Source organism: Novosphingobium sp., from assembly GCF_032093395.1.
Lineage (GTDB): Bacteria > Pseudomonadota > Alphaproteobacteria > Sphingomonadales > Sphingomonadaceae > Novosphingobium.
In genome coordinates this window covers 1-24,223 of record NZ_DAMDBA010000076.1, presented here as the reverse complement: position 1 = coordinate 24,223, position 24,223 = coordinate 1, and the positions used below count along the sequence as shown (strand labels likewise).

General features: G+C 64.0%; 22 protein-coding genes. 12 read left to right on the top strand and 10 right to left on the bottom strand.

Annotated features, from left to right (window positions below):
* Nucleotides 1–5: 5 nt before the first annotated feature.
* The 4 genes from RT424_RS19635 to RT424_RS19620 form a co-directional block, all read right to left on the bottom strand.
* On the bottom strand, nucleotides 6–467 hold the full coding sequence (locus RT424_RS19635; RefSeq protein WP_313441694.1) for a DUF2721 domain-containing protein: 462 nt from the start codon (nucleotides 465–467) through the stop codon (nucleotides 6–8).
* A 3-nt stretch (nucleotides 468–470) separates the two neighbouring features.
* The gene (locus tag RT424_RS19630; protein WP_313441692.1) at nucleotides 471–1,286 is read right to left on the bottom strand and encodes a class I mannose-6-phosphate isomerase; all 816 of its coding nucleotides are present in this window, start codon (nucleotides 1,284–1,286) and stop codon (nucleotides 471–473) included.
* A gap of 10 nt (nucleotides 1,287–1,296) precedes the next feature.
* Nucleotides 1,297–2,346, bottom strand: a complete 1,050-nt coding sequence (locus RT424_RS19625; RefSeq protein ID WP_313441690.1) for a mannose-1-phosphate guanylyltransferase — start codon at nucleotides 2,344–2,346, stop codon at nucleotides 1,297–1,299.
* A 301-nt stretch (nucleotides 2,347–2,647) separates the two neighbouring features.
* Nucleotides 2,648–3,397 carry a TonB family protein gene (locus RT424_RS19620; RefSeq protein ID WP_313441688.1) on the bottom strand — a complete coding sequence of 250 codons (750 nt, stop codon included), beginning with the start codon at nucleotides 3,395–3,397 and terminating at the stop codon, nucleotides 2,648–2,650.
* Between the two features lie 136 nt (nucleotides 3,398–3,533).
* Between RT424_RS19620 and RT424_RS19615 the strand changes: the two genes are divergently transcribed.
* On the top strand, nucleotides 3,534–4,256 hold the full coding sequence (locus tag RT424_RS19615) for a dienelactone hydrolase family protein (protein ID WP_313441686.1): 723 nt from the start codon (nucleotides 3,534–3,536) through the stop codon (nucleotides 4,254–4,256).
* A gap of 18 nt (nucleotides 4,257–4,274) precedes the next feature.
* On the opposite strand, the gene RT424_RS19610 is transcribed toward RT424_RS19615, so the two are convergent.
* Nucleotides 4,275–5,327, bottom strand: coding sequence for a phosphotransferase (locus RT424_RS19610; RefSeq protein ID WP_313441685.1), 1,053 nt, complete (start codon nucleotides 5,325–5,327; stop codon nucleotides 4,275–4,277).
* A gap of 120 nt (nucleotides 5,328–5,447) precedes the next feature.
* On the opposite strand from RT424_RS19610, the gene RT424_RS19605 reads away from it, so the two are divergent.
* The 4 genes from RT424_RS19605 to RT424_RS19590 all read left to right on the top strand — a co-directional run bounded on the left by RT424_RS19605 (nucleotide 5,448) and on the right by RT424_RS19590 (nucleotide 9,531).
* Complete coding sequence (locus RT424_RS19605; RefSeq protein ID WP_313441684.1) at nucleotides 5,448–6,656, top strand: CoA transferase; 1,209 nt, start codon at nucleotides 5,448–5,450, stop codon at nucleotides 6,654–6,656.
* A gap of 2 nt (nucleotides 6,657–6,658) precedes the next feature.
* Entirely contained in the window at nucleotides 6,659–7,057 is a 399-nt protein-coding gene (locus RT424_RS19600; protein WP_313441683.1) for an OB-fold domain-containing protein, read from the top strand.
* Nucleotides 7,054–8,238, top strand: coding sequence for a thiolase family protein (locus RT424_RS19595; protein WP_313441681.1), 1,185 nt, complete (start codon nucleotides 7,054–7,056; stop codon nucleotides 8,236–8,238). Before RT424_RS19600 ends, RT424_RS19595 begins: the two co-directional genes overlap by 4 nt.
* 81 nt (nucleotides 8,239–8,319) lie before the next feature.
* Nucleotides 8,320–9,531 (top strand): amidohydrolase family protein, encoded by a 1,212-nt coding sequence (locus tag RT424_RS19590; protein ID WP_313441680.1) that lies wholly within the window; start codon nucleotides 8,320–8,322, stop codon nucleotides 9,529–9,531.
* Nucleotides 9,532–9,582: 51 nt separating this feature from the next.
* Here RT424_RS19590 and RT424_RS19585 read toward each other — a convergent pair whose 3' ends face one another.
* The 4 genes from RT424_RS19585 to RT424_RS19570 all read right to left on the bottom strand — a co-directional run bounded on the left by RT424_RS19585 (nucleotide 9,583) and on the right by RT424_RS19570 (nucleotide 14,866).
* The gene (locus RT424_RS19585; RefSeq protein WP_313441679.1) at nucleotides 9,583–10,650 is read right to left on the bottom strand and encodes a phosphotransferase family protein; all 1,068 of its coding nucleotides are present in this window, start codon (nucleotides 10,648–10,650) and stop codon (nucleotides 9,583–9,585) included.
* 187 nt (nucleotides 10,651–10,837) lie between these two features.
* The gene (locus RT424_RS19580; RefSeq protein WP_313441678.1) at nucleotides 10,838–11,674 is read right to left on the bottom strand and encodes an IclR family transcriptional regulator; all 837 of its coding nucleotides are present in this window, start codon (nucleotides 11,672–11,674) and stop codon (nucleotides 10,838–10,840) included.
* 73 nt (nucleotides 11,675–11,747) lie between these two features.
* Nucleotides 11,748–13,340, bottom strand: coding sequence for a class I adenylate-forming enzyme family protein (locus tag RT424_RS19575; protein WP_313441677.1), 1,593 nt, complete (start codon nucleotides 13,338–13,340; stop codon nucleotides 11,748–11,750).
* A 137-nt stretch (nucleotides 13,341–13,477) separates the two neighbouring features.
* Nucleotides 13,478–14,866, bottom strand: a complete 1,389-nt coding sequence (locus RT424_RS19570; RefSeq protein ID WP_313441675.1) for a short-chain fatty acyl-CoA regulator family protein — start codon at nucleotides 14,864–14,866, stop codon at nucleotides 13,478–13,480.
* Between the two features lie 148 nt (nucleotides 14,867–15,014).
* On the opposite strand from RT424_RS19570, the gene RT424_RS19565 reads away from it, so the two are divergent.
* The 4 genes from RT424_RS19565 to RT424_RS19550 all read left to right on the top strand — a co-directional run bounded on the left by RT424_RS19565 (nucleotide 15,015) and on the right by RT424_RS19550 (nucleotide 20,294).
* Complete coding sequence (locus tag RT424_RS19565) at nucleotides 15,015–16,607, top strand: isocitrate lyase (protein ID WP_313441673.1); 1,593 nt, start codon at nucleotides 15,015–15,017, stop codon at nucleotides 16,605–16,607.
* Nucleotides 16,608–16,695: 88 nt separating this feature from the next.
* Nucleotides 16,696–16,866, top strand: coding sequence for a hypothetical protein (locus RT424_RS19560; protein WP_313441671.1), 171 nt, complete (start codon nucleotides 16,696–16,698; stop codon nucleotides 16,864–16,866).
* A gap of 326 nt (nucleotides 16,867–17,192) precedes the next feature.
* The gene (locus RT424_RS19555; protein ID WP_313441669.1) at nucleotides 17,193–19,256 is read left to right on the top strand and encodes an EAL domain-containing protein; all 2,064 of its coding nucleotides are present in this window, start codon (nucleotides 17,193–17,195) and stop codon (nucleotides 19,254–19,256) included.
* 93 nt (nucleotides 19,257–19,349) lie between these two features.
* Nucleotides 19,350–20,294: a 1-phosphofructokinase family hexose kinase gene (locus RT424_RS19550; RefSeq protein WP_313441667.1), complete on the top strand. Its 945-nt coding sequence runs from the start codon at nucleotides 19,350–19,352 to the stop codon at nucleotides 20,292–20,294.
* Nucleotides 20,295–20,307: 13 nt separating this feature from the next.
* Here the strand turns inward: RT424_RS19550 and RT424_RS19545 are convergent, their stop codons facing one another.
* Entirely contained in the window at nucleotides 20,308–20,985 is a 678-nt protein-coding gene (locus RT424_RS19545) for a helix-turn-helix domain-containing protein (protein ID WP_313441665.1), read from the bottom strand.
* 147 nt (nucleotides 20,986–21,132) lie between these two features.
* Here RT424_RS19545 and RT424_RS19540 point away from each other — a divergent pair, with 147 nt between their 5' ends.
* From RT424_RS19540 to RT424_RS19530, 3 genes are all read left to right on the top strand, one after another.
* Nucleotides 21,133–21,459, top strand: coding sequence for a 2Fe-2S iron-sulfur cluster-binding protein (locus RT424_RS19540; protein WP_313441663.1), 327 nt, complete (start codon nucleotides 21,133–21,135; stop codon nucleotides 21,457–21,459).
* A gap of 22 nt (nucleotides 21,460–21,481) precedes the next feature.
* Nucleotides 21,482–22,741, top strand: coding sequence for a cytochrome P450 (locus RT424_RS19535; protein ID WP_313441661.1), 1,260 nt, complete (start codon nucleotides 21,482–21,484; stop codon nucleotides 22,739–22,741).
* Nucleotides 22,742–23,135: 394 nt separating this feature from the next.
* On the top strand, nucleotides 23,136–24,223 hold a 1,088-nt coding region (locus RT424_RS19530; protein WP_313441659.1), incomplete at its 3' end, for an MATE family efflux transporter.

Here is a 24,223-nt window from a genome sequence, read left to right as displayed (position 1 = left end):
GCCGGTCAGATGGTGCGGTGCAGTTCCAGATAATCGCGAGGAATGCTCAACGCATCCTTGGCCACTTGGGTTTCTCGCAGGAACAGGACCAGAGCCACCAGAAGAAGTACGATCGAGGCCAGGAAGATGACCGCCGCAACGCCATGCAGGTCGAGGCCCGCCAGGCCCTGAAGGAACAGCACGGCAACGGTGGTGCCGATGCACAATGCCGAAAGCACCATGAAACGGATGGCCTTGGTGATGATGTTGATGCGCTTGTCGACCAGGCGGATCTCCAGCACCACCATGTCGTGTTCGGCCCCGTGCGTCTTGTTGTGACGCTCCTGCAACTCGCGCGCGCGATCCACGACGCGTCCGAGCCGACTGGACAGAATGTTGAGGATGTTGCCGATGGCCACCAGCACGAACACCGGCGTCAACGCCAACTGGATGGTCTGGACGATCATGGCATCGTCTATTACAAACATGCGTCAGCCTGCACAGGCTCTCGCCAGCAGGCAAACTCCGTTTTCCGCAAATTTGATGTCATCCAGGGACTTTGCCAGGCCACAGCCGCCCGGCGAGATAGTATCCTCGCCGATGGTTACGATGCCCTCGCGCGGTATCACCAGCAGCGCCTCGGGATATCGGGTTGCAACCGCCGGGGACGGCACGCCCGCCACTTGATCGAGCAGAAAGAGCGGACCATCTACTAGAACGGCACTATCATGCTCCGGCACCCGCTTGTGCCAACGTGCCAGATCGTAAACCTCGCCCTTCGCCACGGCCATACCTTCGTCCAGGTGAAGCTCGCGCGGGCGGCCGTAGTCGTAGAGGCGATAGGTGATGTCGCTATTCTGCTGAACCTCGATCAGGCTTACGCCTACACCGATGGCATGAACGGTATTCGCGGGGATGTAGAAGAAATCGCCGGGCTGGACTTCATGCCAGGTCATCAGCCTCTCGATCGAGCCATCGCGGGCGGCTGCGCGCATCTCTTGCTCGCCGATCGGCGCATCGAAGCCGATGCCGAGGGTCGCTCCGGGCTCTGCCGCCACGATCAGCCAGCACTCTTCCTTGCCCTGCCGGCCAAGTCCCTTTGCCCGCGTCTGCGCGTCGCTGGGGTGGACTTGCACAGAAAGCTTCTCGCTGGTGAAGATATATTTCACCAACAGATCGGGCAAAGCGGCGGGAGGTTCGAACCAGATTTCGCCGATACGCTCCCCATCCGGCGCCGTGAAAGGCGCAGGCAGCACATCCTTGCCCCAGGGCTTTTCGACCTGGCGGATCGGCAGTGCGGCATTCATGTGAAATTCCTTATTGGTTGACGGCGCCCGAGAGCTTTCCGACCTTTTGCACCCCATCAACGGTCGTTACCAGCACATCGTTTCCGTCTATCACGACGATGACGTTCTCCAGTCCGATTACCGAAACGCGGGGGCCGTCGCTGTCTACCAGCACATTCCGGCAATCGACCATCTCGACCGGGCCCGTCCCGCGCACCGAGTTGCCCTGATCGTCTCGCGCCAGCGCATCGTGCAGGGCCTGCCAGTTGCCGATATCCGACCACTCCATGTCGGCCGGCACAAGCGCCGCGCGGCGCGTGTTTTCCATGACCGCATAGTCCACCGAATCGCTTTCCACTTCCGCGAAAGTGGCGGCATCCGGATGGAAGCGATGTCCTTCCTCGCTGCCTTTTTCGACCGCTTCGCGCACTTTGGCGGCGATCTGGGGGCGGTGCGCGGCCAGTTCGGCCATGAAGTCCCCCACCCGGAAAGCGAAAATGCCTCCATTCCAGGCGTAATTGCCATCGGCAAGGAACGACCTGGCGCGTTCGAGATCGGGTTTTTCGACGAACTGAGCCGTGCGAAACGCCTTTTCGTGTCCTTCGATCGGTTCACCCCGCTTGAGATATCCAAAACCGGTTTCGGGTGCGGTCGCCTCGATCCCGAAGGACACGAGCCATCCTTCCTTCGCAAGTTCAGCAGCCGCGCAGGCAGCCGTGGAGAAGACGTCGGGCCGCCCGATGTGATGGTCGCTGGGGCACACCAGCATGATGGCATCGTCGGGCAGGCGGCAGGCGGCAAGCGCAATGGCCGCAGCCGTGTTCCGCGCCGCGGGCTCGACGATCACCGAAGCTCCCTCGACGCCGCGAAGCTGCGCTTCGACGTGGGCCAGATGCTTGGTTCCGGTCACCACCACGGGTGCCGAGAACCCGCTGGCGGCGGGGCAACGCGCCACCGTCGCCTCGAACAGCGTCGAATCTCCGACGAGCGGGAGGAAGGGCTTGGGCATGGCGGCGCGGCTGCGCGGCCAGAGGCGGGTGCCGCTGCCGCCGCAGAGGATGACGGGAACGATTTCGGGCATGGCACTCGCATTATGAAGGGAAAGGGAGCTTTGCGGCGCGCTATTAGCCGTGCCTTCGACCAATGCAACAGGATCGATCCAGTCAGACTTCATCTTTCACTCCTGCGCCGCAGCACTGCGGCTTGCCCAATTCGTTTTCAAATGCGGGTTCGTTTCAAATGCCGGTTCGTTTCAATTGGTCGTCGACGGGCGATCTTTCGATCCATAGCAACGTTAGCGCCAACCCGGCGACGCGTCTTGGCGGAACGGGACCAACTGAACCAACATTGCGCCGCGTCGAAAGATCCTCAAATTCAACCCCTCAGGATCGGGTCTTCAGAAACCATCGCTGCCGCCATCCATATTCGGCCTCGACCGCATTCCCCTTGGCATCTCGTGCCGGTTTGAAGCGAAAACGTTCCGTCGCGAGTCGACAGGTGATCCGATCGGCCTCCGCATCCGGGCTTGCCTGTATCACGCGACATCCTTTCACTTGCCCATCGGTGCCGACCCGGAGGGCAACGACGACTTGTGATCCCAAGCGCAGTTCCCGGCTTGCGGAGGGATAGTCTCGGGCCGAATTGATGTCTCCCGCGATTTTCACCGGTTTGGCGGCAATTCCCCCGCCTCCCCCCGATCCCGAGCCACTTCCTCCCGCGCCACGCCCTTCGCTCGCGCCCGCCGCGCCTGTGCCTGCCCCCACGTCCTGCCCGCCCGATGCATGATCCGGACCGTTGCCGGCGATGGTCGGTGCCTCGGTGGTGGCAATCCGCACTGCCGGCTGCGGCGCCGCAATGGGGCGTGGCTCCGCGCGCTTGCCGGGACTTCCCGCTGCACCTTTCTTCTGCGGCGGCGAAGACAAATGCGGCGTCGGTGACGGCAGCGGTGGATCCGGGGGCGGTGGTTCCAGGGGGATATCGAAAGTTCGCGTCAGCGATCCGATGGTGGTTGCCGCGAATTCCGGCGCGAAGGCGCGTATCAACACTACGACGAGCGCCAGATGCAAAAGGACGACCAGCAAGACCACAGCCGCGCGCGTCTGCCGACGAGGCTTCAGATCGGCTCCGCTCATGGCGACAGGATGCCACGATCGCCGCCCGACCGGCAAGTCCATCGGATTTTGACAAGGACCGGTCCAGCGGTACATTCTGATTTGCGAACGACAATTCACAAATGCGACGCCCGCGAGTCTTGGGAGAGAAACAGGGATGCCATTCGAACCCGTGACCTGCGAACATGACGGCGCCCGCCTTCATGGCCGGATCGCTCATTCCCAACATGAAGGAATGGGCGGAACCGTGATGATGTTTCCCGGTGCTACCGGCGCATCGGAAAGCTTCGACACGGCGATGCGGGAACTGGCCGAGGCCGGCTACACCGTCGTTCATGCCAACATGTACGATGAGGCTGTCGATATGTCCTCGCATCAGACGGCAGGGCAAGGTTTCGCCGCAATCATGGCAGAGCCCGCCAAACTACGCGCGCGCGCGATGGCCTGGTTCGAACGCGTACGCCGACTGGACGGCGTGGATCCCGATCGCATCGCTGCCATCGGCTATTGTTTCGGCGGCAGATGCGTTCTGGAACTGGCGCGCGGCGGAGCCGATCTGCGTGCGGTGACCAGCTTTCACGGCCTGCTGACCACCCATGCTCCGGCACGTTCGGGCGCGGTTCGAGCCCGCGTGGCGATCTGGACAGGCGGCGACGATCCTTACGCCCCGGTCCAGGATGCCCAGGCAATCCAGGCGGAATTCGACACCGCCGGGGCCGATTACCAGTTTACCCTCTTCGCCAAAGCCAAGCACGCCTTCATGGACCCCGATCACGACGGCCTGGCGCCCGGCATTGCCTATGACCGCATGGCCCATCGCATCGCCTGGTCGGCGACACGCGCGCTGCTGGCGGAAACGATCGGCGAGCCGCTGACATAAACCCGCCTCGGGCATTGTTCAGGCATGGAGTAGACTATGGCTCCCGTGTCGGGCCACTGCCTTGCCGAGGCGATCGACGAACTCGACGATGATGGGCGGATCGACGCGGCGCGTGATCGACCAGAGATAATAGCCGTAGATCGCCGCCTCACGATATTGCAGCCACGCCTCGTCCTCATCCGGCATGGCCAGGCCATGGCCGCGCATCATCTTCAGATATTCCCCAAGCAAGCGCCGCTCTTCGGCTTCGGCCACCTCGGGCGGCAGTACCGCGTTGATGTGATAGGCCACGTCCAATGCCCAGCCGCCGCGCTGAAGCAGTTGCCAGTCGATCAGGCCCATCCCGCCGTTCCAGCGAAACACATTTCCGGCGTGCGCATCTCCATGGACCAGAAACTGCGGGCGCTGCACGTCGCGCGCCGCCAAGGACTTCAAGGCCGCCACCAGTCGCGGCGCATCGCGAACCTGGCTTGGAAGGCCGTCGCCGCGAGGGCCGTCGAGCAGTTCCTGCAAGGTTTCCGGCGTGACGTACGTCATCTCCGCCAGTTGGGAGAGGCGTGGACGAATCCAGTCGAACTGCGCCAGCACGTCGCTGCGCGCATGAAGTCGCGCGATCTGGCCAAGACTGAGCACGGCATCGTCCGGCGTGAAGCTTTCCAGCGCGGAACAGAACACCGCACCCTGAACGATCAGATCACGCATCACCGTCACCGCCTGCTGGCGTTCCCGGTCTATCACCGTGACGATACATTCAGGCACGGTGCAATCCGCCAGCGGCGCGATCCTGCCATAGAAGTCCGATTCCAGAACGCAGGTCGGTCCTCCTCGCGCGGTCGCCTCGTCCACGTCGAGCAGGCCCTTCAAGCAATAGGCGCTGCGTTCGCCATCTTCGAATTCCACGGCGAAGCGCACTTTCGTGGCCACCGTGCGAATCACCTCCACGGTTTCGACACCCTTCACGGAGCGGGCCAGCACGATCGACAGCCATGCCGGATCGAGCGCCTCGACAAGCGTCTTCGGTACTTCCGTGGCGGCGAGGCGCGGAACTTCGCGCGTGAGAACTTCCGGCATGTCGCATTCTCCGATGCCGGGCTAGTCCGGCTTGTTCAATTCTCTATTTCGTTACATAATTCGCAATAGAGAATTTATGGTGGCCGTAAAATTGATGCCGCCGACGGGAGAGATGCACAGATGGGCAGACCGCTGGAAGGCATAAAGGTCGTGGAAGTGGCGATGTGGGCTTTCGTGCCCGCTTGCGGCGGCATGTTGGCAGACCTCGGCGCGGAAGTGATCAAGATCGAGCCGCCCAGCGGCGATCCGCTGCGCGGCTTGCAGATCGGCGGGCTGGGAAAGAGCGCCATCGACTACTCCTGGGAAAGCTACAATCGCGGCAAGCGCTCGGTGACGCTCGACTTGAAGCAGCCAGCCGGACGCGCCGTGCTCGACCGATTGCTGGAGGGCGCCGACGTCTTCCTTACCAATCTTCTGCCGCCCGCACGGCGAACCATGCGGATCGACGCCGCAACCCTGCGTAAGGCCTTTCCGCGCCTGATCTACGCCAGCGGCAGCGCTCTCGGTCCCAATGGGCCGGAAAGCGAAAAGGGCGGATACGACGCGATCACCTTCTGGGCGCGCGGCGGCATAGCCTCCTCGCTGACCGAAGAGGGCGCGCTTCATCCGGTGGGACCGCCCGGCCCTGCCTTCGGAGACACTCTCTCCGGTGCGATGCTCGCGGGCGGCATCTGTGCCGCCATCGCCCGCCGCGCGCTGACCGGCGAGGCCGGCGAGGTGGACGTGTCGCTGCTCGGCGCGGCCATGTGGTCGCAGCAGAGGCTGATCTGCCAGGCGACCGCCGACGGCGTCCGGAAGTTTCCCCGCCCCGATCCACGGCTTCCCAACAACGTGCTGGTCGCCAACTACCGGACGGCGGACGGCCGGTTCGTCGCGCTCTGCATGTTGCAGGCGGATCGCTACTGGGCCCGCTTCTGCGAAGTGGCGGGGCGGCCGGACCTCGCGGCCGATCCCCGCTTCGCGAACAGCGCGGCACGGCGCGAGAACCTGGCCACCTGCCATGAAGCCGTGACCGAACTCTTCGCCTCCAGGACGCTGGCAGAGTGGCGGGACATCCTTTCCCGTCAGGCCGGGCAATGGGACGTGGTACAGGACGTGGGCGAGATCGCACAGGACGTTCAGGTTCGCGCCAACGGCTACCTCAAGCAGATTCCGGCAGGCGACGACACCAGCCTGCCGATGGTATCGGTGCCCATGCTTTTCGACGGTGCCGCGCTGCCGTCCAGCCGTTCGCCGGAACTCGGGGCCGACAGCGACGCCGTGCTGTCCGCGCTGGGCTACAGCGAGGACGAGATCATCGATCTCAAGGTCCAGGGCGTGGTGTTCTGAGCATGGCTCGCAAACTTCCCCGACTGGAGCCGGACAGTGCATTTTTCTGGACGTCCGGCATCGATGGCATCCTGCGCATCCAGCGCTGCGCGGATTGCGGACGATGGCAGCACCCGCCCCTCCCCCGCTGCGCCGCGTGCGGCAGCGAAGCGGTTTCCCCGCAGCCGGTCTCCGGCAAGGGACGGATCGCCAGCTACACCGTCAATCGCGAGGCATGGCTGCCGGACATGGCCGTGCCTTTCGTGTTCGCCGCGGTGGAGCTGGAGGAGCAGCCGCAACTCTACGTGTTCACGAACCTTCTGGCCCCGGTGGAGGAAGCGCGGGTCGGGCTGCCAGTGTCCGTCACGTTCGAGCAGCACGACGATCTTTGGCTACCGCTTTTCCAACCGGACCCGTCATGACCCCGTTTCCCGAAAAGCTGGTCTGCATAACCGGCATTGCGCAATCCGAAGTAGCCCGCCCGTCGCGGCGCAGCGCCCTGCAACTCACCGCCGATGCCTGTCTGGCCGCCATCGCGGACGCCGGTCTGGCAGTGTCGGAGATCGACGGCATCGCCACTTACCCCGGCAAGTCGTCGGAAGGCGGCGGCATCGCCCCGGTGAGCCCTTCCGAGGCAGCGGAGGTGCTGGGGATCGATCCGCGCTGGATTCTCGCTTCCTCCGAAGGGTTCAGCCACATGGCGCCGATCTTCAATGCCGTGACCGCGATCGCCTGCGGCATGGCGCGCCATATCGTGGTGTTCCGCACGGTCGCGCAGGCCAGCGCGCGTCGGCAGGCACGCGCCTCCACGCTGATGTCCGGCGGGCGCGACCGCGTGGAAGGCAACAATGCCTGGACGGTGCCCTTCGGGGCACTCTCGCCGGTCAATACTTTCGCGCTCTACGCCCAGGCCTACTTCGATCGATACGGGGCCACGGCGGAGCAACTCGGCGCCGTAGCCGTCACCAGCCGGGCCCACGCCGGGCTCAACCCTGCGGCGATCTATCGCGAGCCGATCACGCTGGAAGACTATCTGGGCGCGCGGGTGATATCCTCGCCGTTGCGCCTCTACGATTGCGATGCCCATGTCGATGGAGCGACGGCGCTGGTCCTGTCCCACCGCGACGCCGCGAAGGACTTGCGCAATCCGCCGCTTCACATCGAAGCGATGGGCATGGCCGTCGGAGGGCTTTGGACCAGCCGGCACGAGGGCGATTTCACCAGCCTGCCCGCAGCCCGTCGCGCCGGCGAGATGCTCTGGTCGCGCACCGACATGACACCCGGCGGGATCGATTGCGCGCAGATCTATGACGGGTTCTCGATCTTCGTCTGGCTCTGGCTGGAAGCGCTGGGGATCGTCGCTCCGGGAGAAGCCTGCCGCTTCACCGAAGGCGGCAGCCGCATTGGCCTGGATGGAGAGCTGCCCCTGAACACGGGGGGCGGCCAGCTCTCCGCCGGACGGCTCCATGGCTACGGGCATATTCACGAGGCCTGCGTCCAGCTCTGGCAGCGCGGTGAGGGCAGACAGGTAGCGGACGCAAGCACCGCCATCGTCTCCAACGGCGGTTACGGATACGGCGCGATGCTGCTGAGACGGGACTGAGCGACGTCGCGACACTTGACTCAAAAGTTCGTTATATCGATAATTGGTTCACAATAACGAATAGATGAGAGGAGTCGGAAGTTGAGCGAAGCCGATCCGGCCGTTCGGGCCGCCGTTCGGGTCAATGCCGCAACGCCTTGGCCCTATGGACCGATCTTCGATGCGGACGCGCATATCGATCCCCCGCACGACATGTGGAAGGAGTACCTCCCCGCCCATTTGCGTGAGAGAGCGCCCTTCATCGAGCATGCCGAGGACGGCGATTACATCTGCTTCGAAGGCAATCGCCGGCCGTTCATGATGATCAACAACCAGGCCGGTCGCGAGGGCAAGAACTTCAAGATGAAGGGCCGCCTTGCCGACCAGCGCAAGGTCTGGGAACCGGCGACCCGCCTGGCCGACATGGATGCGGACGGCATGGACGCGGCGCTGCTGTTCGGCGGCGGACCGCTGGGCTCGCTCGACAACGAGCTCTATATCGCCAGCTACGAAGCCTATCAGAACTGGGTAATGGACTTCTGCTCGGCAGCGCCAGACCGGCTCTATCCGGTCGGTTACGTGCCGATGCGCGACGTCGATGAAACGGTCGAGCATGTCCGCCGCCTAGCGAGCAAGGGTTTTCGCGCCATCAACTTGCCGGCCTTTCCCCAGAACCCGGAGGCCTGGAACACGAGTTCCGGCGTGGCCGCGCTCAAGCCTGGGCAAGTCTCGGCCCTCACCGGCGATCCCAAGGGGAGTCTCCAATACTACCAGCCTGAGTTCAACCGTCTCTGGGCCGCGATCTGCGACCACGATCTGGTCGTTACCTTCCATCTCGGTGCGCGCGTACCTCGGTTCGGGGAAAAGCAGTTCTTCCTGCCGGATATGCCGATGAGCAAGCTGGCAATGGCCGAACCGCTGGGAATCCTGATCTACAACGGCGTCTTCGACCGCTTTCCCGCGTTACGCATCGGCTCGATGGAAAGCGGCGTGGGCTGGTTCGCGTGGTATGCCGAGTACAACGATCGCACCTGGGAAAAGCAACGCTACTGGACCGAATCTCCGCTGAAGAACCCGCCAAGCTGGTACATGGACCGCAACATCTACGGCTCCTTCATCCAGGACCGCGCAGGAATCCTGAGCCGCGACCTACCCGGCGGTCGCAATATCATGTGGTCGTCGGACTATCCGCATTCGGAGACGACCTTCCCGCGATCGCGCGACGTCATCCTGCGCGACTTCGAAGGCGTGCCGGAAGCCGATGTAAGGGCGATCATCCATGACAATTGCCGTCGGATGCTGGGCCTGACCTGATTTGCTTCTGGTGGCGAGCCCGGATATGCCGGGCTCGCAACCACAATCGCTTCACGCCACCTTCAATCGCCGTGCCATGGCCGCTTCATCCGGACCTGGCGTTCCGCGCAAGTGAGCGAGGCGGATGCCGGTGCAGGTCATCTTGAAGTTGGCGAAATCCTCGTACCATTCGAGATCGGCCGAACTCTTTCCGGTCAGTTCTTCCCACAGCGCCACCGTTTCCTCGCGGCTGCCCATGCCGTCCAGCGGCGCGCCGTAAGTGGCGCCCCGCCCGTGCATGGTCTCGGACAGCACGCAAAACCAGGCCAAATCGTGAAGCGCGCCGCCCAGCGAAGGCTGCTCCCAGTCCATCACCGCAACGACGTCGAATTTATCGTCGAACATCATGTTGCCGATCCGCGCATCGCCCCAGACCAGTCCCTCAGGCTGGTTCGCGGGCCACAGAGACTGCAACCTATCGAGTGCGGCGGTCAGGACGGGAAGCGGCTCGACATCCTGCAACCATCGCGCGAAACGACGGTACTTACCCCATTCCTGCTCAAGGCCGCGCTCGCCATCCGGCCCGGCCAGAAAATCCAGCCCTTCCGTCGGCACGCGCTGTATCGCCGCCAGTTGCCGCACCGCATTGCGCCAGAGCACGCGGCGCTGGTCGGGTGTGGCGTCCTTCAGCCAACCTTCGCGGGCATAGGGCGGAATGGATACGGGCACGCGCCCGGTTTTCCGCTCCATGACGAAGAACGGATTGCCGAGCACGCCCGGATCGTCCTCGAACCACAGCGGCCGCGCCACCCGGACGGCATCATCGTCCGAATCTTTGCCCCCAAGTTCGGCCAAAGCCTTCATCACCCGATACTGCTGGTCGAACAGATCGTCAGGAAAGACGGTGAACCCGCGTGGCTTGATGCGCACCACGCAGCCCTTCCGGTGCGGCACGCTCCCCTCTCGCCAGCAGGCGTCGAACAGGATCGTCTCATGGCTTTGCCCAGCGCCGCGAGGATAAGAGAGATCGCTGATCTCCAGCCCTTCCGCCCCGGGCAGGCGCGCCAGAAGCCAATCTGCCACCACACTCGCCATCTCCCGCAAGTCACGGGTTTCCGGCGCGACGATCACGTCCGACATCCAGCACTCTCCCAGTACGATTATTCTAAATAGCGAATTTATTTTCGCTTATTTGATAAGTCCGCAGCAGGGGCCCGGTCAAGCCTCGCTGACGCATGGAGAGATATTAGGTTCAGAAGATCACGCAGGCGGGACGCGATCGGGCCTGAAGTCGCCCGCCTCAGCCGCTCGACTTAGCCGCCCCGGCTCAGCCGTCTACGGGTTGGCCGATCAGGAAGCGCGAAATCCTGGCGCAGGCCTCCGCCAGCGCTTCACCGGCGCGGCGCACATCGGCTCCGCTTATCACGCCATCGAAACCGGCCATGACCAGCGAGATGGAGACGCGATCGCGCGCATCGTAGATCGGCGCCATGATCGCCAGAAGCGGATAAGCGCGGGCGGGGTCCAGATCGGTTTGCGGCACCACTGGCGGATCCTCGAGCCCCGAGGTCGAAAACGCCTCGCCGGAAGTGCTTTCAGGGCGGCGCACCAGCGCGATGAAGCCATGCTCGCGCACGAATGCCATTCCCCCCTGGAGCTGTTGAAGCTGCTCGGCGCTGGGCGAGGGATTTATGCGGACCTGGGCGGCATCCGCGTCACGCGGGTTGCGTGCGAAGAACGATGTCGCCTGTACCCAGCGCAGCGGCATGCGGGTGCCGAGGGGAACCGGGTAGCCCACATGGCGGGCCGAAGTGGCTCGCTCACGCAAGTGGATGGTGTCACCTTCCAGGAAATAGGCGCCGCAAACCACGTCGAAATCGTCCGCCAGCTTGCGCATCTCCGGCTGCGCCACCTGGAGCGGGGAAAAATGCTCCGCAGCCGTGCGCCCGATAGCCGCCAGGGCAGGCCCGAGCACGTAAGTCTTGTCGCCGGTGCGATAGAGATAGCCCACGTCCACCAGGCCGGTCAGCAGAGCATGGCAGGTGGCCCGGCTCAGCTTCAATGCGCGCACCAGATCCGTCAGCGCGAAAGACTGGCGCGGGTGATCGGCAATGAAATTGAGAATGGCGGCCATGCGGGCGACGCCGGGAGAGGAACGCGACATGGGCACTTTCGCTATTTCGAATTGCCTGTCGGGTTAATGCCTTGGCCGCGGCTTCGTCAATGGGGTGCCGGCGTCAAGGGGTTGCTGGCGTCGATAGGTGCGCCTGATCGTTGCCACGCGGTTGCGCTTCCAACCGCTCCGCCACGATCCGCGCAATCTCTCGGCGCGCAACCTTGTTGGAATGGAGCAGCGGCACCTCATCGCGATCGAGCTGCACCCAGGCGCGCGGCACCTTGTAGCCGGACAGGCTGCGCTTCATCCGCGATTCGATGGCCGTAAGGTCGAGCGTTGCCCCCTCTCGCGGAACCAGCGCCGCTACCAGCAGCGCTCCGCGTTCCCGGTCAGGCAGGCCGACGACATAGGCACTGTGGACATCGGGCAGCGCCTGCAATTCCATCTCCACCTCGGCAGGAGAAACGTTCGATCCCGAGACCTTGATCATGTCCCCACCCCGCCCCACGAAATGGATGCGACGGCCATCGGCCCGATCCTCGACCAGGCAAAGGTCACCGGTGCGCAAATACCCGTCGGGCGTGTAGTGCTCGGCGCGGTCGATCTTGTGAAGCGCCGGGGCAACCGCGCCGCCGCGAACCTGCATTTCGCCGGTCTCGCCGTCGCCCACCGGCCGCCCCTCCTCGTCCGCGATGCGAATGTCGTAGCCGGGCGCGAAGTGATCCATCGGCGCGCAGACCGGGCGTCCGGCCACCCGAAATTCGTCTCCCCAACCGTACGGCCCCAGCGTCTCGCTCATGCCCAGGCCCCACCACGGCGGCGGCCCCTTGATGCGTTCGAGATCTTCCTCGGCAAGGACGGAGCCCATGGCGAAGCGGCTGTTGCTGAGCGTGCGTTCGGCACAGACCGTGACGGCCCCGCGCTGCCAGTTCGGCAATAGCGACAGCATCAGACCGCCGACCCAGAACATCGGCAACACCGCCGCGCGCTCTTCGCCCTTCGTGACGCCGGTCATCTCGCCCAGCCATCGGCTGCGTGCCATGACCGCTCCGTGTAGATGGCGCACGCCCTTTGGCAGCGCCATGGATCCGGACGTGTAGATCTCGATCATCTGGTCGGTGGGGTGAACTTCGGATTCCACCTCCCGCAGGAGGCCCTCCGTCACATCCGATCCGCCCTCGGCAAGCCATGAGACGGGGGCCACGCCGGGTGGAAGATCGTCTCCATCGGAAACGATCCAACGCAAATAGGGCGCGCGGAGCATGCGAAGATCGCCGCAAGTCTGAGCAGCCAGTTCGGGCAGTGCCTCGACCAGCCGCGCGACCAGATCCTTGCCCAGCATTTCGCGCTGGACGATCAGCCCCTGCACATCGCTCTGCCGCAGCACGCGGACGAGTTCGTTGGCGCGGATCATCGTGCTGATCGGCACCGCCACCGCGCCTATGCGCGCAATGGCAGCCAGCGCCGTCGCGAACCCCGGACCGTTGCCGAAGATGAAGCCCACGCGCGTGCCCTTGCCCACGCCGCGCGCCAGCATTCCGCGCGCCCATTCTCCCGAGCGCCGGTCGAGATCGGCGAAGCTGGCGCTTTCCCCGTCAATGCGGCCGTCAGACCTGATCGCTTCGGATTCGCCATGGATAGCTGTCGCCAACCGGATCAGTTCAGGGAAAGTGCGAGCCTCGTTCGGCGATCGGCTGCCTGTTGCGGTGCTCAATGCAGTAATCCTCTCGCAGGTGCATGGCCATCAGGCTGATCCTGCTGCTCAAGCGGAGCGATCGCAAGCAGGACGAATAGGCCATCGCCGGAGCGGATTTGTCATATCTGCGAATTTACTTTCGAAATATCGAATATCTAGGTTTCTACAAAGGTATAAGGCTGCGCGCCCCGTCGATAATCGTCGGCCAGGACGTCCCGGCCGATCGGCGGGACCGATCGCGCTGCGCAATCGGCACGCTGGCACAAGCGGCAAGTGACGCCGATGGGCGTGAACCGCTGCTCCCCCGAATCCGCATAGACCAGCCTCCCCGCCTCGTCGGCTGCGCAGGCGAGTGCAACGGCACGCGTGACCTTGAGCCGTCCCTGCCGCCCCTCACCCGACGTCACGCTGCGGGCGATCGAGAAGAAGCGCTGCCCGTCCGGCAGTTCCAGCCATTGGGTGCGGATTTCGCCGGGCCAACGAAACACCTGATGAACCGACCATAAAGGACAGCCGCCGCCATGCGCCGCGAAGGGGAAGCCGGCACCGTCCAGCCGCTTGGAGACATTGCCCGCTTCGTCCACGCGCAGGAAGAAGAAAGGCAGCCGCTCCTCGCCCGGCCGATGCAGGGTGGTGAGACGGTGGGCAACCTGTTCGAAACTGGTGCCGAACAGTCCGCAGAGCGCCTCGATATCGTAGCGCCGCGTTTCGGCCGCGCGCGCGAACCTGGCATAGGGCATCAGGATGGCGGCGGCCGCATATCCCGCCAATGCTCTTCGCACGAGTGTTCCCGTCGTCGCCTGCGCGAAGGCAGCCGCACGCACCACCGCCACGATATCGCTGCGCATCGCGGTGTGGGCGATGTGGGTCGCGATCTGGAAGGCCCGGCTCGACGGCCCCAGCGTGTCGTCGATCAGCAGCTGCTGGTTATGCCGGTCGAACCGCCGCAGCGAGTCGACCATGACGTCTGGCGGCAGGAAACGCACCCGCACACCCTTGGCTGCCAACCATGCCGTGGCGCCGCCGGTCTGCTCGATCTCGGCGGCCAGTTCCTCGGCACGCAGATCGATCGCATGAAAATAATTGCGTGATTGGCCGAGGAACCGCTGCGCTTCCCGAACCGGCTCGTTCTCTTCGGCGACCGGGCCGGACGCGCGTTGTTCCGCCAGCGCCTGCGCCTCTCGCGTATAGGCGCCATGAAGCCGCAGCAGTGCTTCCGAAATGCCTGGAAAGCTCATCGCCAGATCGGCGATTTCCAGAGACGGCAAGTCGATGTCGGCAAACAGGGGATCGCGCAGCACGTCCCCCACGCGGCGGGCATAGTCCTCGCCATCGTCGCCGGCGATCTCCGCCATGTCGAGCCGGTAGGTTCGCACCAGCCGCACCAGCATATCCGCCGTCACCGGGCGCTGGTTGCGTTCCAGCAGCGCGACGTAGCTGGGCGAAATCTCCAGATCCTCCGCCATGGCCTGCTGAGTAAGACCCAGCTCCCGCCGGAGCCTGCGCAATCTGGGGCCAAGATAGAGGGGTCTCGATTCCGCCATTTGTCAGCAGTTTGTCACACCTGCACATCTTTACAAGGAATATCTGTAAAGTTTGACAACCGGACTTCGCAGGCCATTCCGCTCCCCGTCATCGGCGGTTAGCTCAAGGTCATCGCCCAATCACATCTTCAGACGGGGACTTTCGGCAGTGACCTACCAGACCAAGATCATCGAAGCCGGCCAGACGATCGGCACCGAGCCCAACTGGAACGGCATCGAGGCCGAATCGGTCGCGCGCATGCGTCTTCAGAACCGCTTCCGCACCGGCCTGGATATCGCCCGGCATACCGCTCGCATCATGCGCGAAGACATGGCCGCCTATGACCGTGACCCCGCCAATTACACCCAGTCGCTGGGCTGCTGGCACGGCTTCATCGGCCAGCAGAAGATGATTTCCATCAAGAAGCACTTCGGCACGACCAAGGGCCGCTACCTCTATCTTTCGGGCTGGATGGTCGCAGCGCTGCGCAGCGAGTTCGGCCCCCTGCCCGATCAGTCGATGCATGAGAAGACCTCGGTCCCCGCGCTGGTCGAGGAACTCTACACGTTCCTGCGCCAGGCCGACGCCCGCGAACTCGGCATGTTGTTCCGCGATCTGGACAAGGCACGCGAGACCGGTGACGAGGTCGAGGCCAAGCGCCTTGAACACGCGATCGACAACCATGAGACACATGTCGTGCCCATCGTCGCCGATATCGACGCGGGCTTCGGCAATGCCGAGGCGACCTACCTACTCGCCAGGAAGTTCATCGAGGCCGGCGCCTGCTGCATCCAGATCGAGAACCAGGTCTCGGACGAGAAGCAGTGCGGCCATCAGGACGGTAAGGTCACCGTTCCGCACGAGGACTTCATCGCGAAGATCCGCGCCGTTCGCTATGCCTTCATGGAACTGGGCGTCGACGAGGGCCTGATCGTGGCGCGCACCGACTCGCTGGGCGCGGGGCTGACAAAGCAGATCGCCTTCACCCGCGAGCCGGGCGACATCGGCGACCGCTATAATGGCTTCCTCGATTGCGACGAGATCGCGACAGGCGAAGTCGGCCACGGCGAAGTGCTGATCACCCGCGATGGCAAGCTGATGCGCCCGAAGCGCCTGCCTTCCAACCTTTACCAGTTCCGCTCCGGAACCGGCGAGGACCGCTGCGTGCTCGATTGCATCCATGCCCTGGAGAACGGCGCGGACCTGTTGTGGATCGAAACCGAAAAGCCGCACATCGGCCAGATCGGAGGAATGGTCAGCCGCATCCGCGAAGTGATCCCGAATGCCAAGCTGGTCTACAACAACTCGCCCAGCTTCAACTGGACGCTGAACTTCCGCCAGCAGGTCTACGATGCCTGGGCCTCGGAAGGCCGCGACGTGAATGCCTACGATCGGGCAAGGCTGATGAGCGTGGATTACGACGGCACCGAACTCGGCGCCGAAGCCGACGAGCGCATCCGCACCTTCCAGAAGGACGCGGCGCGCGAGGCGGGGATTTTCCACCACCTCATCACCCTGCCCACCTACCACACGGCCGCATTGTCGACGGACAATCTGGCGAAGGAGTATTTCGGAGAGGCGGGCATGCTCGGCTACGTCAAGGGCGTGCAGCGTCAGGAAATCCGCCAGGGCATCGCTTGCGTGAAGCACCAGAACATGGCCGGCTCCGATATCGGCGACGACCACAAGGAATACTTCGCCGGCGAGGCCGCCCTGAAGGCGGGCGGCACACATAACACGATGAACCAGTTCGCTGCCTGAAGCAGCGGGGGAATCAATTCGCTGCATAGCCGATTTTCGAAGGTCGCCGGAACGGACCGGGGCCGCCAAGCTAGGAAAGGAAGGTACTATGACCACCATGACCGCCGAACCGGCCCGCGCCCGCGCGGTGCTTTCGAACCAGGACTTCAAGCTGCTTCAGGAAGCCGTGCTCTATTACATGCGCGCGCATGAGGACGACCCGATCAGTTCGACCTATTCGAACCTCTATCATCGCCTTGGCAGCGCCACCCGGCGCTGACAACTTCAGAACGTCGGCGCCACCCGGCGCTGACAACTTCAGAACGTCAGCGTCACCCGGCGCTGACGGGCCCGGACCGCCGGCAGGATAAAGCCGGCGGCCGGAAACACCGCCCCGAAAAGGGTCGGATCACCTTCAAGCGTTTTCCTGGGGAGGAAGACCCGGCCCGTCGCACCCCGGTGCGGCGGGCCTCTCTTCTTGGTTAATTTCCTCGATCCCGGTGCTGCGACTGACCTTCTCCAACACCCAACATTCCGTTGAAAGAAAAATTAACATCCTGTGTTATAAGCGAAACCAGGGTTGGGCCCGTCAGCTGGTTATGGATAGTGCAGGAAGACTACGGACCCTCGGAAGGCGAAACGTCGCCTGAAACGCTTGACGCCGCGCTTGCGGCCGCTTCCCGCGCGGAAAAACGCCTGCGCGAGGCCATTGACGTGCTTCCGCAGGGCATCGTCTTCCTCGACGACGAGGGGCGCTACATCCTCTGGAACCGCAAGTACGAAGAAATCTATAGCCGTTCCGCCGACCTGCTGGAGCCTGGTGCCCGCCTTGCCGACACCCTGCGCGTCGGCCTGGAGCGGGGCGACTATCCCGAAGCCGAGGGGCGCGAGGAGGAATGGCTGGAAGACCGGCTCCGGCGGATGCAGGAGCCCGCCTCCCGCCACGAACAACGCCTCTCGAACGGGCGCTGCATCCTCATCGAGGAACGCCGGACCGACGACGGCGGATCGATCGGCCTGCGCGTGGACATCACCGACCTCAAGCAGAAGGAAGAGAGCTTCCGGCTGCTGTTCGACCGCAATCCGCTCGCCCTGTTCATTCACGATCCGCAAACCGGCCGAATCCTCAGCGCCAATGCCTCGGCCTGCCGCCTGTTCGGCTATGCGGCGCATGAAATGGAGGGATTGAGCGCCCGGCGTCTATTCGCGCCGGACGCCTGGCCTGCGGCAGCGGCGATGCAGGCAGGCGACACCCCGGCATGCTCGGCGCACTGGCGCATGCTGCGTCGCGACGGAGACCTGGTGGAAGCCCATGTATCCACGCAGAACTCCGTGCTCGAAGGCAGGCAAGTCACGATCGCCTCGATCTTCGACATCACCGAGCGTCGGCGGATCGAACGGCGCATGGAACATATGGCCCGGCATGACGACCTGACCGGCCTTGCCAACCGCTCGCACTGCCGGAAAATGCTGCGCGAGATGCTGGAAGACGTTTCCCCGGCGGATACGGTGACGCTGGTCCTCATCGATCTCGATCACTTCAAGACCGTGAACGATACTTACGGCCATCATCTGGGCGACGCCCTGCTGACCGATGCCGCCCGGCGGATGCGCGAACTGATACCGCCCGCCGCCCAACTCTGCCGCATCGGCGGCGACGAGTTCGCGATCATCTTCCGCAAGTCCAGCCTCACACAGGCCGAACTGATCGGAAAGGCCATCATCGCCACCCTTTCGGAGCCGTTCCACGTCCACGGCAACACGCTGCATATCGGCGCCACCGTGGGCATGGCCGCCGCCCCCTTCGACAGCAGCGATCACGAAACCCTGATGCGCTACGCCGATCTGGCGCTCTATGCCGCCAAGGCCGAGCGGCGCGGCACCTGTCGAGCCTTCGAACCGGCCATGGACGAAGCGGCCCAGGCAAAGAGCCGCCTCGAAAACGATCTGCGCAAGGCGGTTCGCGACGGCGAACTGGAAGTCCACTACCAGCCGCTGCTCAATCTCGAATCCGGCGCGGTGGAATGCTGCGAGGCCCTGCTGCGCTGGAATCACCCCGAACGCGGCCAGGTTTCTCCCGAGATTTTCGTCCCCATCGCCGAGGAACTGGGCCTAATCGACAAGCTCGGCCGTTTCGTCCTGCAAGTCGCCTGCCGCGAGGCGGCGGGCTGGCCTGAAGCGGTTCGCGTTTCGGTGAACGTCTCCCCGGTCCAGTTCCGCAACGGCAACCTGCTTGCCGCCGTGATAAATGCCTTGTCCAGTTCCGGATTGAGCGCCGATCGCCTGGAACTGGAGATCACCGAAGCCGTACTGATGGAACGCGGCCCCCGCCCCGCCGCGATCATCCGCAATTTGCGGTCTTTCGGCATCGGCATCTCGCTGGACGACTTCGGCACCGGCTATTCCTCGCTCAGCTACCTGCTCAATTATCCCTTCACCAAGATCAAGATCGACAAGTCGTTCATTCTGAACCTTCATGAAGAAGCCAGTTCGCGCGCCGTCATTCGTGCCGTGATCGGGCTGGGCCGCAGCCTCGGCCTGATCGTGGCGGCGGAAGGCATCGAGAGCGAGGTGGAGCGGGAATACTTGCGTTCGGAAGGCTGCACGCAAGGACAAGGCTTCTTGTTCGGCAGGCCGCAGCCCGCATCCATGCTGCAATTTACGCCCTAGGCGGCTTGGACAAGCCTCGAAAATCCCGAATGAATGTTTGCGCAGGCCAACGGTGGCAGGCATGAAATGCGCCGAACTGCAGGAGCTGCCTGGATGAAGAGCATCGCCACCCTGACGATGAATCCGACGATCGACGTCTCCTACGACGTCGGCAAAGTCCAGCACACGCACAAGATGCGCACCGACAACGAGCACTATGCACCGGGCGGGGGCGGAATCAACGTGGCCCGCGTCTTCGTTCGCCTGGGCGGCAATGCGCGCTCGTTCTATCTCTCGGGCGGCGCCACCGGCCCGGCGCTGGACGGCCTTGTCGATCTTCACCAGCTTGTTCGAACGCGCATCGCCATAGCCGGCCCCACGCGCGTGGCCGCCGACATCCTCGAACACGATACCGGCAAGGAATACCGCTTCACGCCCGCCGGTCCGCACGTCAGCGAAGCCGAATGGCAGGAATGCCTCGATCGCCTGGCCGAGGCGGATTGCGACGTGCTGGTGATGAGCGGCTCGCTGCCACCCGGCGTGCCGGACGATTTCTACGCCCGCGTCGCGCGGCTGATGCGCCAGCGGGGCGTGGAGGGGCGGGGCGTGGAAATCGTGCTCGACAGTTCCGGCAAGGCGCTGGCGGCTGGTATCGCGGAAGGTGGATTGCTCTTGATCAAGCCCAGCCTCGGCGAACTCCAGGCTTATGCGGGGCGCAAGCTTGAAGACGTGACCGCGATCGGCAAGGCCGCAATGGAGATCGTCGAAGCGGGCAAGGCCAGGCTCGTCGCCGTGACCATGGGCCACGAAGGCGCGGTTCTGGCGCGGGCCGATGGCACGGCATTCCTGCCCGCGCTCAAGATCGACGCTGCCAGCGCGGTGGGAGCAGGAGACAGCTTCGTGGCCGCGATGGTCCATGCGCTGTGCCGGGGCGACAACGAACTGGAAGCCTTCCGTCGCGGCATGGCGGCAGGATCGGCCGCCGTGCTGCGCGCCGGCACCGACCTTGCCCGTCCGGCCGACATCGAGCGTATGCTGGAGCGGATCGAACCGCTTTAGGGCGTGTGAACCGTCAGGCCACGATGGCCCGACGGCAGAACTCCCAGATCGCCCCTGCCAGGGCCTCACGTCCGGCGAAATCGGGAAGACGGCCTTCTTCCTGAAGCAACACGGTGTGCACCGTGGTCGAGACGAGGTTGTAGATCAGCCGGGCCTGCAGATGCGCTTCGGCGGCGCGAAACTCGCCTGTCTTCATCCCCTCATCGACTTGCGTCGCCATAAGGTCCAGCAGCGGCTGAAGCGCCGCCTGAAGCTCTGCCGGGCGAGACTGTGCCAGCCGCAAATGCTCTCGGCTAAGGGCAGCGCTACGCAAGTGAGCACCGCTTCTCCCGCCCTGCTCCCGCTCTTCGCCGAACTGGCCGACGACGATCCCGGACACGATCAGCCGCAGCGCCTCGGTGGGGCTGGCAACCTGACGGGTAATGTCCCCGAACCGCATCGCCGCCGCTCGCAGCGAAGAATCGAAAACCGCCAGCACGAGGTCGTCCTTGCCCTGGAACCTCTCGTAGAAGGCACGACGCGCCAGGCCGGTGCGCGCCAGGACCGCCCGGATCGTCAGGCCCTCAAGCCCTGCTTCGTCCAGCAGGTCGTAGGCGGCATCGATCAGCAGACGCGTGCGGTCTCGTTCGCCGTCCTGCCGGGGCTCGGAATGGTTCGAAATCTCTTGGGGGATCGGACGGGGTGTCACCATTTCCGCAGGACTAGGCGCAGATTCCCTCGCGGTCCAGTGCGCCGCATCGGATCGGCATGCGGATTGACTCCTTTCCGCGTCCCGCGCTAAACATCATGAGAACAGCGTTCTCAGAAACGCGCCGACATTGAAGGACAGGAGAGTCAGATGCCCAAGGTCACATACGTCGATCATGAGGGCCGCGCGGTAGACGTCGAAGTCGAAAACGGCGACAACGTCATGCACGGCGCCGTCTACAACGGTGTCGAAGCCATCACCGGCGAATGCGGCGGTGGCCTCTCCTGCGCCACCTGCCACTGCTACATCGATGCGGACTGGGTGGATGTCGTAGGCGGACCGTCCTCGCAGGCCGAGGAAGAACTGCTGGAATCCGCCGCGGCGGAAGTGAAGCCGAACAGCCGCCTTTCCTGTCAGATAGAGATGACGCCGGCCCTCGACGGTCTCGTCGTCCACATGCCCGAACACCAGTTCTGAGCCGAGCGACAGGAAGACAGCCATGCCTATCGACGCCGCAAACCCCGTTCCGCCCAGCTTCCCGCGCCATGTCGGCATGGATCAGGTGCCCGACCATGTCCCTGCCGACCTGATCCGTCAGTCCGGCCTGACGGTCGGCCCGGAATTCCTGGCCGGTCCGCACGATTTCATGGCAGCGCTGCACCACAAACAGCCGCCGATCTATTACGACGTCAGCCCCATGGGCAACATGTGGCACCTCACCAAGCATGAGGACGCCCTGTTCGGCCTGCGCCATCCGGACATCTTCTCCAACGAGGGCGCCACGCCATTCCCGCGCGATCCGAACGACTATTTCTACTTCATCCCGATCGAGATCGACCCGCCGCACCATCGCAAGTACCGCAACATCGTGGACCCGGTGTTCAGTCCCAAGGGCGTGCTCAAACTGGAAGAATTGATCCGCAAGCGCTCGAACGACCTGATCGACGCCATCGAAGCCAAAGTCGCGGCCGGCGAAACCTGTGAATTCACGGAAGATTTCGGCCGCCCGCTGCCGGTCTCGGTGTTCCTGGACATCATGGGTCTGCCGCAGGCCATGCGCGACACTTTCGTGGAATGGGCGATGGAACTGCTTCATTCCAACGACCGCGCGATCATGGGCCAGGCCATGGCCAAGATTACCGCCTATCTGAAGGAAGCCATTGCCGAGAAGAAAGCCAGCCCGGACGACGGCGTGGTCAGCCTGATCGCCCATGCCGAGCCGGACGGCGTGCCGCTTTCCGACAAGGAAATCTTCGGCTTCGTCTGCTTCCTGTTCATCGGCGGGCTCGACACCGTCTTTGCCACGCTCAACAACATCTGGCTGTGGCTGGCGCAGAACCCCGAGAAGCGGCAGGAGATCATCGACCGGCCGGAAGACATCGACCGGATCGTCGAGGAACTGCTGCGCCGCTGGTCCGTCACCTTCTCGGGCCGCGTGCTCGACAAAGATTACGAGATGCGCGGCGTGCAGATGAAAAAGGGCGACCGCGTCACTTTCATCCTGCCCGCCTGCAACTTCGACCCGGACGTCTTCCCCGATCCGATGACGGTGGACTTCGATCGTCCCCGCAAGACCATCCTGGCATTCACGGTCGGCGTGCATAGCTGCATGGGGGGGCATCTCGCCCGCCTGGAAGTGAAGATCGCCTTGCAGGAATGGCTCAAGCGCGTGCCGCAGTTCGATCTCCAGCCGGGCACCCATGTCGAGTACCGTCCCGGCGGCGTAATCGGACCGGAAGCGGTTCCGCTCGTCTGGTAGAAATCGATTGCAAGAAATTTCCTGCAATTCCGCTTTGCGATCGCGGAAAATTGTTGCAGAGTGATTGGCGAAGGACCGCTTGCGGTTCTACCGGTGTTGGGAGAGAGCGCGCCGGGTAGGAAGTTTACTTTCTGTCCGGCGCGCCGAACTTCGCAGACGCAGCATCTTCTACATAAACGGTTTTAGCGCTCCCTGCCCTCTTCGTGAGGGACAGGGAGCGCGCCGTTTGATGCTCGATTTATTTCGCCATTTCGCAGATGCAGCATGGCAGCTCACATCATTGTTGGTGCAATAATCCCGTCGATATGGGCCGGTGATTCGCGCCGCCTGCACCGCGCGATTGCCGCCGACAGGGCATATGCTAGAGCCGCATTCCATGACGCGAGTTCCGCCGTTGCCCCTCCCTTCCCCCACGCCCTCCATCGGCCCTGCCCGCCTGCTCTGGGCAATTGCGCTGCCGGCCATGCTCACCAACGTGGCGACCGCCCTGTTCGGACTTGCCGACATGTGGGCGATCGGCCGTCTCGGCGATGCGCCCGCGCAAGGTGCGGTAGAACTTGGCGCGAAGTACATGATGGGCCTGCTCAACGTGTTCAACTTCCTGCGCACGAGCACCGTGGCGCTTACCGCGCAAGGGGCCGGGCGAGGCGATCCGCAGGCGCAAGCGGAAACCCTGACCCGCGCGCTGGCCGTCGCGTTGGGGATAGGGAGCGTGCTGCTTTGCCTGATGCCGCTGGCCATCCCGCTCGGCCTCGACCTGCTGGAAGCCACGGGCCCGCTGCGCACGAACGCACGGCATTACATCGAAATCCGCTATTGGGCCGGCCCGCTCTGGCTGGGCAATTGCGTACTGATGGGCTGGCTGATCGGGCAGAGGCTGGTGCGTCACGTCCTGGTCGTGGAAATCGCCGCGAATGCCGTTCACATCGCGCTCGACCTGTTCCTCGTGCTGGTCGCCGGATGGGGTGTCACCGGCGTGGCGACGGCCACGTTCTCTTCCGAACTGTTCAAGTTCGCGCTGCTTGCCGTCCTGGTGTTCCGTCGGCCGGAAGCGGGCGCCGCATTCGCCCTGGCCGGGCTTCGCTCCACTTGGCGCCGCAGCGAACTCGCCCGGCTTTTCGCACTCAATCGCGACCTCTTTCTGCGAACCCTGCTGCTCACCGCCGCCCTGCTCGCCTTTGCCCGAACCGGCGCACAGGCGGGTCCGGTGACGCTGGCCGCGAACGGCATCCTCTTCCAGCTGTTCATGCTGGCAACGTTGCTGCTGGACGGCTTCGAAAGCGCCGCGCAAGTGCTTTGCGGCGAAGCCCTGGGAGCCGATGACCGCACACGCTTTCGCACGACCGTCCGCTCGGCGCTGTTGTGGGGCGGCGTCATGGGCCTTGCACTCACCGTGGCCTATGGACTTAGAGGCAAGGCGCTGGCCGGGGCCTTCAGCACCGACCCGCACGTCAGCGCCGAAACCGGCATCTACGCGCGCTG

Bases quoted from the DNA above. Each gene is read 5' to 3' on its own strand.
- RT424_RS19535 (WP_313441661.1), top strand. From the start codon at position 21,482: ATGCCTATCGACGCCGCAAACCCCGTTCCGCCCAGCTTCCCGCGCCAT.
- RT424_RS19625 (WP_313441690.1), bottom strand. From the start codon at position 2,346: ATGCCCGAAATCGTTCCCGTCATCCTCTGCGGCGGCAGCGGCACCCGC.
- RT424_RS19545 (WP_313441665.1), bottom strand. From the start codon at position 20,985: ATGGTGACACCCCGTCCGATCCCCCAAGAGATTTCGAACCATTCCGAG.
- RT424_RS19560 (WP_313441671.1), top strand. From the start codon at position 16,696: ATGACCACCATGACCGCCGAACCGGCCCGCGCCCGCGCGGTGCTTTCG.
- RT424_RS19620 (WP_313441688.1), bottom strand. From the start codon at position 3,397: ATGAGCGGAGCCGATCTGAAGCCTCGTCGGCAGACGCGCGCGGCTGTG.
- RT424_RS19605 (WP_313441684.1), top strand. From the start codon at position 5,448: ATGGGCAGACCGCTGGAAGGCATAAAGGTCGTGGAAGTGGCGATGTGG.
- RT424_RS19635 (WP_313441694.1), bottom strand. From the start codon at position 467: ATGTTTGTAATAGACGATGCCATGATCGTCCAGACCATCCAGTTGGCG.
- RT424_RS19570 (WP_313441675.1), bottom strand. From the start codon at position 14,866: ATGGCGGAATCGAGACCCCTCTATCTTGGCCCCAGATTGCGCAGGCTC.
- RT424_RS19540 (WP_313441663.1), top strand. From the start codon at position 21,133: ATGCCCAAGGTCACATACGTCGATCATGAGGGCCGCGCGGTAGACGTC.
- RT424_RS19585 (WP_313441679.1), bottom strand. From the start codon at position 10,650: ATGTCGGACGTGATCGTCGCGCCGGAAACCCGTGACTTGCGGGAGATG.
- RT424_RS19615 (WP_313441686.1), top strand. From the start codon at position 3,534: ATGCCATTCGAACCCGTGACCTGCGAACATGACGGCGCCCGCCTTCAT.
- RT424_RS19550 (WP_313441667.1), top strand. From the start codon at position 19,350: ATGAAGAGCATCGCCACCCTGACGATGAATCCGACGATCGACGTCTCC.
- RT424_RS19600 (WP_313441683.1), top strand. From the start codon at position 6,659: ATGGCTCGCAAACTTCCCCGACTGGAGCCGGACAGTGCATTTTTCTGG.
- RT424_RS19580 (WP_313441678.1), bottom strand. From the start codon at position 11,674: ATGTCGCGTTCCTCTCCCGGCGTCGCCCGCATGGCCGCCATTCTCAAT.
- RT424_RS19610 (WP_313441685.1), bottom strand. From the start codon at position 5,327: ATGCCGGAAGTTCTCACGCGCGAAGTTCCGCGCCTCGCCGCCACGGAA.
- RT424_RS19630 (WP_313441692.1), bottom strand. From the start codon at position 1,286: ATGAATGCCGCACTGCCGATCCGCCAGGTCGAAAAGCCCTGGGGCAAG.
- RT424_RS19595 (WP_313441681.1), top strand. From the start codon at position 7,054: ATGACCCCGTTTCCCGAAAAGCTGGTCTGCATAACCGGCATTGCGCAA.